We start from the raw sequence: 14689 nt of genomic DNA on the forward strand, positions 1-14689 counted from the left end.
CTGGTCAAGTTAGCCAATCACGGCGCATGCTGTCAGGCGATCACAGAATGTGGTGAACAGAAAGCGATCGGTGACGACGATGACCTTCGACGAACCTCAGATTGCGGGCCGCTCGAGCCCCGGCCGCCATGCGGCACCGGCCGTGGATCCGCTGGCCGTCCTCCCCCCGACTCCGGCGATCAGCCGGCCGTCGTGGATCGCGCTCAGCGTCAGCCGTACGTCGGTGGCGAGGGCCAGGCGGTTCGCCGCCGCGGTCATCCGGGACCACGTCAGCGACCCCGACCACGCGGATTCGATCGTGCTCGTCGTCTCCGAGCTCGTCACGAACGCCCGGCGGGCCGCCGCAGAGGTCCGGCGATGGGAGCCCCACGACCTTCCCCTGCGGTTCGGCCTCCTGGCCACCGACCGCTGGGTGCACCTCTACGTGACGGACCCCGATCCCCGGCCCCTCCAGCCCAACCCGGCTCCGGCCAACGGCTGGGGCCTCGGGATCGTCGACACGTACGCCGCCGCCCGCTGGGTCGGTTACACCCAGGTCGACAAGACCGTCCACGTCCTCGTGCCCGCACCGGGCGTCACGCTGACCGCGGCAGAGCTGAAGGAGAGAACAAGAGACATGGGCACGCACAAGCGGGAAGCGGACTGCTCAGCCTGCAACGGGAAAGGCGGTTCCTGGAAGAGCCACGACGGAGACCGATTCTGGGCACCCTGTGTGCTGTGCAACGGGACGGGCAAGCAGTGAACGCTCACGAGGCCCTCGCGGCGATCCCCAGAGAGTCCTTCATCCCCGACGAGATCTTCGTTTCGGACGAGCAGGGCCGGCTGGTGCCGCTCCGGCGCTCCGACGACCCCGAACGCTGGTCCCGGCACGTGGCAGCCGACGCTCCGGTTGTCACCCGTACCGCCTTCGACCCCGACGTGCCCGCCGAACTGTGCGACGCGGCGACGGGCAGGGGCGTCGAGGCGACCAGTTCCAGCAGCGCGCCGTACATCATGGCCCGAATGATCGACGCGCTTGAGCTGCGACGCGGTATGCGGCTCCTCGAGGTCGGGACGGGTACCGGTTACAACGCCGCCGTCCTGGCCCACCTGCTCGGCGCCGAGAACATCGTCTCCATCGAGATCGATCCAGTGGCCGCCGCGAGGGCCGGCAGGGCGCTGGAGAAGATCGGCCATCCGGTCGAGGTGATCGTCGGGAACGGCGAGAAGGGTCATCCGGCGCGGGCGCCGTACGACAGGATCCTCGCCACCGCGTCCGCGCACACCGTCCCGTACGCGTGGGTGGAACAGGTTCGGCCGGGCGGAGTCATCGTTGTTCCCTGGGCGCCCACGTTCCACCCGGACTGGCCCCTGTGCCGTCTCGTCGTGCGGCCGGACGGAACCGCCGAGGGCCGCTTCGTCGGGCCGTCGCTGTTCATGCCGCTGCGCGGTCAGCGCGTACGGCCACGTGTCATGCAGCAGGCCGAGGAGCGATGGATCGCAGCGGGAAGGCCCGACTGCAGCCGTTATGGGGTAACCGTCTCCCCTGAGGGCCAGCGCGTCTGGCTCGACGCACCGGACAACCCGATCGACTGCTGATGCCAGGTGGACGTCGCGACGTGATTTCCTGGCGAATACTGCGTTCTATCGGCAGCATCTGCCAGTGATCACAGTGACGTCAATTGCGGTGTCGACATGGGTCGATTTTTCCTGCTATTCGGAATTGCGATCAGCGGGGCCGGGTGGAGAGCGTCCCATTGATGAGCACGCTCCGATCCCCTTGGTGACCATTACGTCACCGTGTGGAGGCTCCCCGGCGGCGCATGGTTCTCGTAGGTTCCGAGTGGTCTGGAGGGAGTGCCGGAATGGGAAAGCACGCCGAGCGAGTCGACCGTTCGATACGCGCGAAGCGGAAGATCTTAATCGTTGGGGCCGGTCAGGCCGGGCTCCAGCTCGCGCTGAGTCTGCCTGCCGACCGCTACGACGTCACGGTCATGACCACCCGGACCGCTGAGGAGATCCGCGACGGGCGGGTCATGTCGACCCAGATGATGTTCGGCCCGGCCTTGGACCGGGAACGCGAGAACGGCCTGAATCTCTGGGAGAGTCAGGCTCCGGCCGTCACGACGTTCAACGTGACCGTGGCCGGCCCGCCGGGAGCCGAGCCGCTCCGCTTCACCGCCGCGCTCGACGCACACGCCCAGTCGGTCGACCAGCGGGTGAAGATGTCCGCGTGGCTGGAGAGGTTCCGCGCCCGCGGCGGCGAGGTCATCGTCCAGCACGCGACGGCCGCGGAGCTGCCCGCTCTGACCGAGCAGTACGACCTCACGATCGTCGCCGCCGGCAGGGGCGACCTGGTCGAGCTGTTCGACCGCGACCCGGACCGCTCGCCGTACGACCGGCCGCAGCGCACGCTATCCGTCATCTACGTCCATGGCATGGCGCCCAGGGACGGATTCTCCGCCGAGCACGTCGGCATCACGGTGCTCCCGGGCGTCGGCGAGCTGTTCACCATGCCCGCCCTGACGACATCCGGTCGGTGCGACATCATCTTCTTCGAGGCCGTTCCCGGCGGTCCGCTGGACCGCTGGGACACACTGCTCGATCCGCCGCGGCACCTCGAGCTCGCCCTGGACCTGATGCGCCGGTACGCGCCGGCCGAGTACGAGCGCTGCGGTGACGTCCGGCCTGCCGACGAGCGCTGCAATCTCATCGGCGCCTACGCCCCTACGGTCCGCCGCCCCGTCGGGGAACCGGCCGGCGGCACACCGGTGCTGGGGATGGGTGACGTGGTCGTCGCCAACGACCCGATCGCCGGTCAGGGGGCCAACAACGCCGCGCACTGCGCGGCCGTCTACGCGCGGGCGATCCTCGAGCACGGCGACCGGCCTTTCGACCGCGCGTGGATGCGGCGGACCTTCGAGGCGTACTGGGGTCACGCCCGCCACTCGACGGCCTTCAGCAATCTTCTGCTCGGCCCGCTTCCCCCGCACGTCCAGCAGGTGCTGGGAACGGCGGCCGGGGATCCGGCCGTCGCGCGCCGCTTCGTCAACGGGTACGCCGATCCCGGTGCCTTCACCGGCTGGTTGACCGGCCCGGACGGCGCGAGCACCCATCCGGGGACGCTGACCGATACGGCGGACCGACAGCGGGTCCCATGAAAGACGGCCGCGGTGTCGGCCGTTCCTTCCGGGCTGCGTCTCGTCCTCGACAATCGCATGACGTCCGCCGGAGCACGGCTCCGGCGGGCGTCATGTCGCTGATGCGAGCCCGCACAAGCGTCGCCGCGTCTCCCGGAGCTCGGCCTGTTGAGCGTCGAGGCGTGTGGCCAGGGCGTCCAGCTCGGCCCGCAGGTCCGGACACATCTCAAGGTAGATGCCGTGATCGCCGGTGCGGACGCAGTCGAGGTACCGCTGGATGGTCGAGGTTCCCAGGCCAGCGGAGATCATCGCCTTGATCTGGGCTACGCGGGTGACATCGGACTCGGCGTAGTCCCGGTACCCGCTGCCGTCGCGTGCCGGGACCAGCAGTCCTCGGTCCTCGTAATGGCGTAGCGCTCGCGCACTCACACCGGTCAGCTCGGCCAGCTCGCTGATCAGCACCGTCGATTCCTCTTCATCGGCTTGACCTTCACGCTGGTGTGAAGGCATATCGTTCCGCGCCATGACGACTGGAACAACCCGGCGACGTGCCTCGATCATCCACGGCTATGGCGCAACTCCCGAAGATCACTGGTTCGGCTGGCTTGCCGAGCGACTCGAAGCGAGCGGCATCGCGACCACGGTCCCGGCTCTGCCGAACCCCCAAGCCCCGGACCCCGCGCAGTGGGCGGAGGCCGTACGCGCCGACGTGGGGACCCCTGACGAGAACTCGGTGATCGTCGCGCACAGCCTGGGCAGTCTGACCGTGCTGCGCCATCTGCGTTCACTGCCGGATACCTGGCGCCTTGGCACCCTCGTGCTGGTCTCCGGATTCGTCGACCGGCTACCCGCGCTCCCGGAGCTGGACTCCTACATCGGAGACGGCTGTGACGTGGAGGGGCTCAGCAAGCACATCGATCGGCTCACGGTCATCCGGTCGGACGCGGACCCGCTCGTTCCGCCTGGTCACACCGACCGTCTCGCCGATCTGCTCGGAGTCTCCGCTGAGGTGGTCCCCGGAGCCGGTCACTTCCTCGCTTCTGACGGCGTCACTTCGCTCCCCGAGGTTCTCAAAGCGATCGTGTGAAGCCCCCGCAGCGCCCCGACGCGACGTGGCTCTCTGGCGGATGCCGCTGTCCATCAGCAGCATCCGCCGGAGACCGGCGTTCAGCGTCGACGCGCGAGCGAGGCCGGGTCGGTGGTCGCGCGGTCCGACGCCGTATCGATCACTTCGTCCAGGACCTCCCGCGAGCGCAGCAGATCCGTGATCATGCGGTCGATGCGGTCGCGCTCCGTGGTGAGCTCGTTGACCAGCGTGGGGGTGGCGATCTCGTTCGGGCGCCCGTCCGCGTCTCTCATGCAGGGCAGCAGTTTCGCGATCTTCTTGCTGTTCAGGCCCGCGGCGTAGAGCGTCTGGATGCGTATGACGCGGTCGACCGCCGACTCGGCGTAGTGCCGGTGGCCGCCGGACGTGCGCTCCGACTGCAGCAGCCCTTGTGCCTCGTAGTAGCGCAGGGAGCGCTCACTCACCCCGGTGCGCCGGGCCAACTCGCCGATCCGCATTCCTCACCTCGCATGACGACGACTTGAACCTGACATTAATGTCAACTTCTACCATGCCGGCGCGACGAGCACGCCATCTACGGAGGAGGCATCGATGAGTGAGCTGACCGGCAAGGTAGCGCTGGTGACCGGCGGCAGCCGAGGGATCGGCGCGGCGATAGCGAAACGGCTGGCCGACGCGGGAGCGGCGGTCGCGCTGACCTACGTCCAGGCAGCGGACCAGGCGCACGAGGTCGCCGAGCGGATCAAGGCCGACGGTGGCAGGGCCGCGGTCATCCAGGCCGACCTGACCCGTCCGCAGGCCGCGACGGATGCGGTGGAGCGGACGGTACGGGAACTGGGCCGCATCGACATCCTGGTGAACAACGCGGGCTTCCTCACCTACGGCCCGCTGGCGGAGGTGTCCGCCGCGGAACTGGACCGGGTGCTCGCCGTCGACGTTCGGTCGGTGTTCCTGGCCGCGCAGGCCGCCGCCCGGCACATGGGCGAGGGCGGGCGGATCATCAGCGTCGGGTCGTGCTTCAACGGCCGCGTTCCCGGCTCGAACTTCGTCCTGCAGGCGATGGCCAAATCCGCGCTCACCGGGCTGACCAAGGGACTCGCCCGGGAGCTGGGACCGCTCGGGATCACCGCCACCATCGTGGACCCGGGCCCGATCGACACCGACATGAACCCGGCCGACGGCGAGACCGCCGACTTCCAGCGCTCCCTCACCGCCCTGGGGAGTTACGGCGAGGCCGAGGACATCGCCGCCGCGGTGGCCTACCTGGCAGGACCCGGCGGCCGCTACATCACCGGCACCGCCCTCGCCGTGGACGGCGGGTACACCATCTGACGACTCCCTCTCCGCCCGACCGGCGGAGAGTGCGCGGGTGCTCGGTGCTGCCGGTTCGCGCTTCGCGGCTTCAGCCGGGGATTCTCGTCGCTCCCACGACCGGAGTCCTCGGCAGAGACCGAGACCGCCGTCTTACCGGCGGCGGCGATGCTCGCCCGGAGGAATACCGTACGCGGCTTTGAACGCCCGGTTGAAGGACGCGCCGTCCTGGAGGCCCCATCGTGCTCCCACCTCCGCGACGGACAGGTGGATCAGCCTCGGGTCGGCCAGGTCGGTGTGGCAGCGTTCCAGTCGTCGGCACCGGATGAAACCGCCGAGGTTCTGTCCATCCTCGTGAAAGAGGTGATGCAGGTATCGCACGGAGATGTGATGCGCCTCGGCGATCATTGCGGGCGACAAGCGTGGCTCGTGGAGGTGGTCGAGCACGAACGTCTTGATCTGAACCAGGAGTGCCTGCTGCCGTGTCTGCGCCGGTATCCGGTCTTCCGTGTCGGCCAGGTCCGCGAGAAAGGCCGTCGCGAGGCCGACGGCCGCAGGCTCCAGCCGGCGGCCGACGCCGCCATGAATCGCTGTGGTCTGCTCGGCACACCCGGCCATGAAACGGGCCAGGAGGATTCCCGCTCCCGTCCGTGACGGCATCGGCCGCGCCACCAGATTCCGCAGTTTCTGCTCCGGGATCGGCAGCACGCGCCTGGGCAGATGCAGCACCACCAGACTCGCCAGGGTGAGGCCGAGGGACACCTCCGCCACGAAGGGCCGGGACGTGTCGTACAAGACCAGGTCACCGGCTTGCAGAGCCGTCTGGTTGCGATTCTGCGTGAGCTGCAGGGACCCGGCGCGCACGAGCGCGAGCTCCCACCAATCGGGATCCGAGCGCTCGACCAGGCGGCGGGTACGGACCGAACGCAGCGCGGAGAATTCCAGTACCGAGGCCTGTAGCCCGCCCAGCTCCAGTTGACTCACCGCCGCCCGGAAGACCGCCGTCCGGTCGATGGTGATCCGCGTGGGCACCAGGTCGCGAGCCGTGAGCTCGCACCACCAATCGAACCGGTCCGCAGACGGTACGTCAGAGCTGCGCAGCTCCACCGCCGCACCTCCCGATGGCCTATTGCTCTACGGATCAATGATCTGTGCGTTCAGCGTCAATGACACCCTAATGACCATCGAAAGATAATCGACGGGTTGCGCTGCGGACATCGTGGTAAACCCTGATCACCCCAGAAGAGGAAGGGCGCGCCCCCATGTCCGAAAGCGTTCTCGTCGAGACTGGAAGGTAGAGAAGGTGTCCATTCGAAATGGCTCCACGTGGAGCCGCGTCCTTGGGGTTCTCGTCGCGACGGCCTCCCTCTCCGTCATCGCGGGTACGGCGGCGGAGGCGGCACCGTACCCCATCCCGCACATCAAGGCGAAGAGCTCCAAGAAGTGCGTCAGCGTACTGGGCTGGTCGAAGTCCAAGGGCGCTCACATCGTTCAGTGGAGCTGCTACAACGGGCGCGCGAACAATCAGCAGTTTCAGACGATCTACTACAAGACTTGGAAAGGAGTTAAGGAGGTGCAGATCATGAACATGCACAGCCGCCTCTGCCTCAGCGTCAACGGCAAGAGCACAAAGAACGGTGCTTACGTCAACCAATGGTCATGTAACGGCGCCGACAACACCCTCTGGGCTATTTATAAGGCCGACTCGAGTTCCTACGTTCTCCAGAACATGTGGAGCGGAAAATGCCTCGATGTGGCCGGCAACAGCAACAAGAACGGCGCGTGGCTGACCCAGTACACCTGCGGCAGGTACAAAAACGAGGACTTCACCTTCCCGGTCAAGGTCTGACCGGGGTCTGACCACGCGCCAGCGACGATCCCGCCCGCGAGAGGTTCGATCATCAGATCGAACCTCTCGCGGGCGGGGCGTGCGGAACGCTCGGGGAACGGCGTCTCAAGGCCAAGTTTCACGGTGATTCGCCGCTTTCGTACGGGTGTTCACCGAGCATTCGAATGCTCGGAGAACGCGGCCGCAGCACACCGTTCTGCGCCGATTCGCCGCTTTCGCGGCGGCGGTCGCCGAGCATCGCGTCCGCTCGCCCGACGGCGAGCCGTCGGCCGGGGATCAGACGTGTTCGAGGGTGCGTTCCTCGGTGCTGGGCCGGGGCGGGACCGGGCGGCGGCGGCCGGGGAACCACCAGTTGGCGTGGCCCAGCAGGCTCATCAGGGCCGGGACCAAGACAAGGCGGACGATGGTGGCGTCGACGGCGACGGCGGCCGCCAGGCCGAGGCCCATCATCTTGACCGTCGTGTCCGGCTGCGGGAGGAACGACAGGAAGACACAGATCATGATCAAAGCGGCCGAGGTGATGAGGCGGGCCGTGGAGGCGATGCCGGTGACGACGCTGCCGTGCGGATCGTTGGTGCGGAGGTACTCCTCGCGGATCCGGGACAGGAGGAACACCTCGTAGTCCATGGACAGCCCGAACAGCAGCGCGAACATGAAGAGCGGGACGAACGCCACGATCGGGACCGGTCCGTCGAGGCCCAGCAGCTTGATGCCCCAGCCCCACTGGAACACCGCCACCACCACGCCGTACGCCGCGCCGATCGACAGCAGGTTCATCACGGCGGCCTTGACCGGCACGATGATCGACCGGAACGCGATGACGAGCAGCACGAGGGCGACCGTCACGACGGCGATGACGACGTACTGCATGCGCTGCTTCACGATGGTCGCGATGTCGATGATCGCCGGTGACTCCCCGCCGAGGTAGGCGCGCGCTCCGGGGAACCGGGCGACGGTCGGGGGGATCACCGACTTCCGCAGGTGCCGTACGAGGTCGGCGGTCGCGGCGACCTGCGGCGGCGAAGTGGGCACGATCTTGACGGTCGCGCTGTCGCCGACGACCAGCGGCGCTTCGGCGGAGGCGACGCCGGGCACCTTCTGGAGGCTGCGCCGCAGCTCGTCGCCGAGGCGGCGGGCCTCCGGGTTCGGGGTGGGCCGGTCGTTCGGGCTGAGCGCCAGCCGGCCGCCCGGCTCCTGCCGCAGGGCGGTCCATCCCTTGGCGGTCTTCGTGCTCTCGGCGGCCTGCGGCGGCTCGGCCGGGCTCGGGACCGTGGCCACGACCACGAACGGGCTGTACCAGCCGGGGCCGAACTGCTTCGCCGTCACGTCGTACGCCCGCCGCGCGCCGTTGGAGTGCGGCAGCGTGCTGTCGGCCATGATGCCCAGGCGCAGGGTGAGCACCGGCAGCGCGAGGAAGACCAGCAGGAGGGTGGCCGCGATGGCGTACGGCCAGGCGTGCCGGTCGACGTGCCGGCCCCAGCGCTCCCAGCGGTACGTCGAGCGGTCGGGCCGCATCCGGGGCAGCCGGTACCGGTCGATGTTCGTGCCGAGGGCGCCGAGCACGGCGGGCAGCAGGGTCAGCGCGGCGGCCACCATGAAGGCCACGGTGATCGCCGTGGCGAGGCCGATGATGCCGATGAACGTGATCCCGGAGAACCACAGCCCGCAGATCGCGAACACGACCGTGCCGCCGGCGAACACCACCGCGTGTCCCGAGGTGGCCAGGGCCTTGCCCACCGACTCCTCGACGCCGATGCCCTCGGCGAGCTGCTGGCGGTGGCGGGTGACGACGAAGAGGGCGTAGTCGATCCCCGCGCCGAGGCCGAGCATGGCCGCGACCATGGGCGCCGTCGGGTGCACCTGCCAGATCGACGCGCCGAAGTGGATGAGCGAGTACGCCACCACCATCGCGCACAGGGACACGACGATCGGCACACCGGCCGCGAGGAACGAGCCGAAGGCGAACAGCAGCACGCCGAGGGCGAGCACCACGCCGACACCCTCCTTGGGACCGGCCTTGGGCTGGTTGAGGATCGTCGTCACGATGCCGCCGAACTCGACGTCGACGCCGGCCTGCCGGGCCGGTTCGGTCGCCTCCTCGAGGGAATGCAGGTCGTTGATGGACAGGTCGCGGGCGGTGCCCTTGAAGTGCGCGACCGCGACGACGGCGTTCGCGCCCTTGGCGCCGCCGGTGTTCCCGTAGGGGTTCTCCGCCATCGAGACGCGCGGCAGCGCGCCCACCTGCTGGATGGCCTTGCCGACCTGCAGCGCGACGCGCCAGTCGGACAGGGACACGCCCTGCTGCGGGTGGAACACGATCGTGGCCGTCGGCCCGGTGAGGTCGGCGAAGTTCTTTCGGAGCAGGTCGATGGAGCGCTGGGTCTCGGTGTTGGGAAGCCGGTCCTGCTGGACGAAGGTGCCGCCCCTGGCCACGCCGAGGATTCCGGTGCCGACCGCGAGGGCGAGCCAGATGAGCATCACCCACCGCGCGTGTCGGGCACAGAACCGCCCAACACTCTCCAGAATCCCCGACATGGTCCCAGAAGAGCACGGGCCGGAAAAATTTGCAACGCCTGCAACTTCGCACTGAGTGTATATATTGGTGAGATGGATCACATGGGCCTGCGGGAGCGGAAGAAGCGCCAGACGCGCCACGCGATCGCGGAGGCCGCCCTCCGCCTGTTCGCCGAGCGGGGCTACGAGGAGACGACGATCGCGGACATCGCCCAGGCCGCCGACGTGTCGCCGCGCACGTTCTTCAGCTACTTCCCGTCCAAGGAGGACGTCGTCTTCGCCGAGATCGACGAACGCCTGGCCGAGGTGCGCGAGGGCATCGAGCGCCGGCCCGCGGACGAGACGCCGCTGGAGTCCATGCGCCGCATCGTGCTGGAGATGATCGAGGCCATCGCCGCCGAGCACGGCGAGTACGGCGCGATCCAGGTGCAGCTCGTCCTGGAACGCCCGTCGCTGCAGGCGCGCGCCCTGAAACGGATGAACGACACCGAGCAGTACGTCGTCGAGCGGCTGACCGAGCTCTGCCCGGCCATCGACGAGATCGACGCGGTCGTGATCGCCGGCGCGCTCGTGGGCGGCATGAAGGCCGTCATCACCCACTGCCGCGCGCACGGATACACCCCGGAGTCGACCCGCAGTGCGGTCGACCGCGCCCTGGCCATCGTCGAACACGGCCTCGGCTCCGTCCCCGCCCTCACCCGCCGGGCGGCCGAATAGCCGGCCCGGCCGACCTGCGCCCTGAGCAGCCCGAACAGATTCGAACAGGGTCGAACAGCCCAATCCTTGCCCGCGTGTCCGGCCGCTTCCTTAGATCTGCATGGAGGCCGACACCGAACCAGGTCGCATCGACCGGAGGGCTGCAATGCTGCGGATCCATTTCGACTCCGAAGATCTTGCCCGGACCACCGTCGCCCCATCGGCGGACGTGCTCTGGGAGATCCTCCTGAGCCTGCACGCGCTGCAGGAACGCAACGAGGATGTCGCCCTGGACGGCTGGCGGCGGCGTACTCGTCCCCTCATCCCCGCGTCGCTCCGGCCGCTGCTGGAGATCGCGCCGCCGCGCGGCTACTCGGCCGACTTCCTGACGCCGACGCGCGGCACGGCCGACCTCGGTGAGGGGGTGGACCGGATCCTCGCCACCACCCCGAACGAGCTGACGCGCGACTTCACCGAGTTGGCGCGCCAGGGCGGTACGCCGTTCATCGCGCGGTCCCTCGACGGACGGGAGGCCGTCCGCCGAGTGGCACACGACGTGGACAGGTTCTTCAAGGTCGCGCTGGCGCCCTACTGGAGGCAGATCTCCCGCGACATCGAGGCCGAACGCACCCAGTTGGTGCGGATACTCGCCGACCACGGCGTGGAACGCCTGCTGGGGACGCTGCACCCGTACGCGCGCTGGGAGCACCCGGTCCTGCACGTCGATCACTATGTCGACCAGGACGTCACGCTCGGCGGACGCGGCCTGGTGCTCGTGCCGTCCTTCTTCTGCCGGCACCACCCGATCACGCTGCGGGATCCCGAACTGCCGCCCCTGCTGGTCTTTCCCATCGGCCGGCGCACGTGGCTGAGGAGGCCACAGACCGGTGAGCAGGGCGGAACCAGGCCGCTGGAAGGGCTGCTCGGCCGGACCCGTACGACGGTGCTCAAGACGGCCATGACCGGCTGCAGCACCACGGACATCGCCCGGGCCGCCGGCATCTCGGCGGCCTCGGTGAGCCATCACACGAAGGTGCTGCGCGAGGCCGGCCTCATCACGACCCGCCGCGACGGCTACTCCGTCTGCCACGAGATCACCGACCTGGGGCTCAGCCTGCTGACCTCTACGGGCGCGCCGATCAGGCGGCGACGGACGCTCCCCGCCGAGGTGAGCCGCCAGGCGATCTGACCAGCCCTCCGGCCGGAGCCCTTCCGAGCGAGAGCGGACGCGGAAATGGCCGGTGGCCTCGACTGATACGCCGAGGCCACCGGTCGTCCCCCGAATTCCGGACAAGTCAGGAGATCTTCTTGTAGCGGTAGGCGCCGAACTTGTGGCCGTTCTTCTGGTCCGTGTGGATGTTGAAGGTGTCCTTCCGCAGCTTCTTCCTGCCGTAGTCGTACGCGTAGTACGAGCCCTTCTTCTTGTTCTTCCACGCGATGAAGAGACGAACGTGCCCGCTGCTCCCGCCGCTTCCCCAGCCGAGGAACCCGGTGTAGTCGCCCGGCTTCATGCTGCTCGGGCTGATCACGTACCCGTACGTCGAGTTGACGAACTTCCCGTTGGCGTTGCGCTTACCCAGCAGCTCGGTGTTCGGACTGCCCTTCAGGTGCAGCGCCATGCTGACCAGGCCGGAGCAGTCCTGGCGGTACGTGTGCTTCTTACTGTCGATGTCGCGGTGCCATTTCCCCCCGTAGTACATGCTCTTGTCGTTCCGGTGCTTGTACCAGTACGCCGCCCGCTTCATCACCTCGGCGCGGGAGATCTTGCCGCCCATCTTGCTGGACTGGACCGAGACCTGGCCGGCGGACGCCGCCGGAGCGGCCGACGGCGCGGCGCCCGCCACCGGGGCCGCGGCGACGAGTGCGGCCGAGGCGATCGAAATCGCGCCGACCAGTCCCACGATCTGCTTGCGCATTGAGACTCCTCTGGAATTCCCGTGCTCCGGCTCGGCCCGGTCTCGGCAAGGGCGATGCTGCAGCTTTTCGACCTCGCTTTGATACCGGGCTTCTGCACCGGAACTTCCGTTCGTCACAGACTCTGGCAAGTGATGACAAGGAGCGGCAAGGCTTTAGATCGCGACCGAAATCAGCAGTTCATGTGGCAAAACCATCCACCGAGGCCCGGCGGGAGGTAGGTTGTCTTGGGTGTCTTTGGAGAGTTCCTCCCCGGATCCGCGTGAAGCGCGTAGTGCGGCCGATTTCGTCGCGCAACTGCGGCGACTCAAGGCGTGGTCCGGCCTGACCTACCGCGAACTGGAGAAAGCGGCGGGACGCCACGGATACGTTCTGCCGCACAGCACCATCGCCTCCGCGCTGAAGCGGGCGTCACTACCCCGGGAAGAGCTGGTCAAGGGCTTGGTGACCGCGTGCGGCTGCTCCGCGGAGGCGGTCGAGACCTGGGTGGCCGTTCGCCGCGTCCTGGCCGTCGGTGAGCACCCGGCCGCCCTGGCCGTGGCCGGCTCCTCCGATCACGGCGACCCGACGCCCCGGCCGTCCACGGCCGCTCCGTCTCCCCGGCCGACCGGGACGACGAGCACGCGCGCGGGACGCCGGCGGGCGCGGCGACCAACGCGAGCCGGGGTGCTCGTCCCCGTGCTGCTGGCCCTGTCGGCGGTCAGCGCCGCGTCCCGTCCGGTCCCGGACGAGCCCGAGCGTCCTCCGGTTCGGGTCGCCGTACCCCCGTTGCCCGCAGCGGCCGGGTGGTGGCGGTTCGAGGAGCCCGGCGGGCCGACCGCGCTGGACTCCTCCGGCCATGGCGTGCCCCTGCGGATCAACGGCGACGTCTCCCGTGTGGCGGCTCCTCAGGGCCACGCGCTGAGCTTCGGCGGCAACGGGCACGCGGTCGCCGACCGGCCCGTCATCCGCACCGACGCGCCGTTCACGATCACGGCCTGGGTCCTCCTCGAGGAGGCCGGCCGCTTCGGGACGGTGGTCGCCGCGCACGACGCCGGGGGCGCACCGGACGTCGTCCTGCTGGACTACGACTCGGAGCACCAGGACTGGGCCCTCATGGTCCCCGACCGCGCGAACGGCTGGGCGAACGGGCAGGAGACCGTCTTCAGCGGCCGACGTCCCGCCGTCGGGAACTGGACGCACCTGGCGGCGGTGTTCGACCCGGGTGGCCGGCGGCTCTGCCTCTATGTCGGTGGCGTCCTCGGCGCCTGCCGGGCCCGTACGGTCGTCGCCCGCGCGGCCGGCCCGCTGGACATCGGGCGGGCGTTGCTCAAGGGGGCGCCGATCGACGGCTGGCAGGGGGCCATCGACGACGTACGGGTGTTCGACGTGCCGTTGTCACCGCGGCAGGTCCGCCAGGTCGCCGCCCAGCGGGCGTGACCTCGGACCGCTTCCCGACGTTCGCCGCGGCGGCCTCGCGGCGCGCTCAGTCGACGATCTTGATACGGACGCGGCGGAAGCCGCGGCCCTTGTTCTCGATCTTGGCGACCTGGAGGCGGCCGATCTGGCGGGTGGAGGCGACGTGGGTACCGCCGTCGGCCTGGGTGTCGAGCCCGACGATGTCGACGATGCGGACCTCCTCCACCTCCGGCGGCACCAGGTTGGTGGCCGTCCGGATGATGTCGGGGATCGCGAACGCCTCCGCACGCGGCAGTGCCTTCACGTCGATGCGCCGATCCGCGGCGATCTCCGCGTTGCAGGCGGCCTCCACGGCCTCTTTGAAGCCGGGCGGGACCTCGGGGAGGTTGAAGTCCATCCGCGCGACACCGGGCTCCATGTTGCCGCCCGTGACGAGGCAGCCGTAGTCGCGGAAGACGACACCGCACAGAACGTGCAGGCCGGAGTGGGTCCGCATGAGGCTCGTACGGCGGTCGTCCTCGACGGCCCCGCGCACGGCCGTGCCGGCGGGAGGCAGCGGGTCGTTCTCGTCGGGGAGCAGGTAGAGCTCGTCACCCTTGCGGGCGCCGACGATCCGGGTCTGCACGCCCTGCCACAGCAGAACTCCGTGATCCGGCGGTTGTCCGCCGCCACCCGGATAAAATGCCGATCGGTCGAGGACGATCCCCCCGGGTCCCGAGTCGAGCACGACCGCTTCCCACTCGCGCAGCGTCTGGTCGGTCAGCTCAAGCCGCCGCGTCCGGTGTGTCGTCATGAAGTGCAGCCTAGAACGCCCGCCCCAGG

General features: G+C 69.0%; 15 protein-coding genes. 9 read left to right on the top strand and 6 right to left on the bottom strand.

The window, feature by feature from the left end; translation table 11 throughout:
* The first annotated feature begins 79 nt into the window (after positions 1-79).
* The 3 genes from AB0L00_RS10100 (at position 80) to AB0L00_RS10110 (ending at position 3140) form a co-directional block, all read left to right on the top strand.
* Complete coding sequence (locus tag AB0L00_RS10100) at positions 80-742, top strand: ATP-binding protein (RefSeq protein ID WP_364431620.1); 663 nt, start codon at positions 80-82, stop codon at positions 740-742.
* Complete coding sequence (locus AB0L00_RS10105) at positions 739-1578, top strand: methyltransferase domain-containing protein (protein WP_364430969.1); 840 nt, start codon at positions 739-741, stop codon at positions 1576-1578. The genes AB0L00_RS10100 and AB0L00_RS10105 overlap by 4 nt, the downstream gene beginning before the upstream one ends.
* Before the next feature lie 266 nt (positions 1579-1844).
* Positions 1845-3140, top strand: a complete 1296-nt coding sequence (locus AB0L00_RS10110) for a styrene monooxygenase/indole monooxygenase family protein (RefSeq protein WP_364430972.1) — start codon at positions 1845-1847, stop codon at positions 3138-3140.
* A gap of 90 nt (positions 3141-3230) precedes the next feature.
* On the opposite strand, the gene AB0L00_RS10115 is transcribed toward AB0L00_RS10110, so the two are convergent.
* Positions 3231-3581, bottom strand: coding sequence for a MerR family transcriptional regulator (locus tag AB0L00_RS10115; protein WP_364430974.1), 351 nt, complete (start codon positions 3579-3581; stop codon positions 3231-3233).
* Between the two features lie 61 nt (positions 3582-3642).
* Between AB0L00_RS10115 and AB0L00_RS10120 the strand changes: the two genes are divergently transcribed.
* On the top strand, positions 3643-4206 hold the full coding sequence (locus AB0L00_RS10120; protein ID WP_364430976.1) for an alpha/beta hydrolase: 564 nt from the start codon (positions 3643-3645) through the stop codon (positions 4204-4206).
* Positions 4207-4286: 80 nt separating this feature from the next.
* Here the strand turns inward: AB0L00_RS10120 and AB0L00_RS10125 are convergent, their stop codons facing one another.
* Positions 4287-4682, bottom strand: coding sequence for a MerR family transcriptional regulator (locus AB0L00_RS10125; protein WP_364430979.1), 396 nt, complete (start codon positions 4680-4682; stop codon positions 4287-4289).
* Positions 4683-4776: 94 nt separating this feature from the next.
* On the opposite strand from AB0L00_RS10125, the gene AB0L00_RS10130 reads away from it, so the two are divergent.
* The gene (locus tag AB0L00_RS10130) at positions 4777-5517 is read left to right on the top strand and encodes an SDR family oxidoreductase (RefSeq protein ID WP_364430981.1); all 741 of its coding nucleotides are present in this window, start codon (positions 4777-4779) and stop codon (positions 5515-5517) included.
* 132 nt (positions 5518-5649) lie between these two features.
* Here AB0L00_RS10130 and AB0L00_RS10135 read toward each other — a convergent pair whose 3' ends face one another.
* The gene (locus tag AB0L00_RS10135) at positions 5650-6603 is read right to left on the bottom strand and encodes a helix-turn-helix domain-containing protein (RefSeq protein ID WP_364430983.1); all 954 of its coding nucleotides are present in this window, start codon (positions 6601-6603) and stop codon (positions 5650-5652) included.
* 196 nt (positions 6604-6799) lie between these two features.
* On the opposite strand from AB0L00_RS10135, the gene AB0L00_RS10140 reads away from it, so the two are divergent.
* On the top strand, positions 6800-7345 hold the full coding sequence (locus tag AB0L00_RS10140) for an RICIN domain-containing protein (RefSeq protein WP_364430986.1): 546 nt from the start codon (positions 6800-6802) through the stop codon (positions 7343-7345).
* A gap of 276 nt (positions 7346-7621) precedes the next feature.
* On the opposite strand, the gene AB0L00_RS10145 is transcribed toward AB0L00_RS10140, so the two are convergent.
* Positions 7622-9823, bottom strand: coding sequence for an MMPL family transporter (locus AB0L00_RS10145; protein ID WP_364430988.1), 2202 nt, complete (start codon positions 9821-9823; stop codon positions 7622-7624).
* Between the two features lie 129 nt (positions 9824-9952).
* Here AB0L00_RS10145 and AB0L00_RS10150 point away from each other — a divergent pair, with 129 nt between their 5' ends.
* A complete protein-coding gene (locus AB0L00_RS10150; protein ID WP_364430990.1) occupies positions 9953-10576 on the top strand; it encodes a TetR family transcriptional regulator in 624 nt (207 codons plus the stop codon).
* Between the two features lie 145 nt (positions 10577-10721).
* Entirely contained in the window at positions 10722-11744 is a 1023-nt protein-coding gene (locus tag AB0L00_RS10155; protein ID WP_364430993.1) for a DUF5937 family protein, read from the top strand.
* Between the two features lie 106 nt (positions 11745-11850).
* Here the strand turns inward: AB0L00_RS10155 and AB0L00_RS10160 are convergent, their stop codons facing one another.
* Positions 11851-12471, bottom strand: coding sequence for a hypothetical protein (locus tag AB0L00_RS10160; protein ID WP_364430995.1), 621 nt, complete (start codon positions 12469-12471; stop codon positions 11851-11853).
* Between the two features lie 229 nt (positions 12472-12700).
* On the opposite strand from AB0L00_RS10160, the gene AB0L00_RS10165 reads away from it, so the two are divergent.
* On the top strand, positions 12701-13888 hold the full coding sequence (locus AB0L00_RS10165; RefSeq protein WP_364430997.1) for a LamG domain-containing protein: 1188 nt from the start codon (positions 12701-12703) through the stop codon (positions 13886-13888).
* 46 nt (positions 13889-13934) lie between these two features.
* Here AB0L00_RS10165 and AB0L00_RS10170 read toward each other — a convergent pair whose 3' ends face one another.
* The gene (locus tag AB0L00_RS10170; RefSeq protein WP_364430999.1) at positions 13935-14660 is read right to left on the bottom strand and encodes an alanyl-tRNA editing protein; all 726 of its coding nucleotides are present in this window, start codon (positions 14658-14660) and stop codon (positions 13935-13937) included.
* Positions 14661-14689 lie beyond the last annotated feature (29 nt).

The organism is Actinoallomurus sp. NPDC052308 (assembly GCF_040679195.1).
GTDB lineage: Bacteria > Actinomycetota > Actinomycetes > Streptosporangiales > Streptosporangiaceae > Actinoallomurus > Actinoallomurus liliacearum.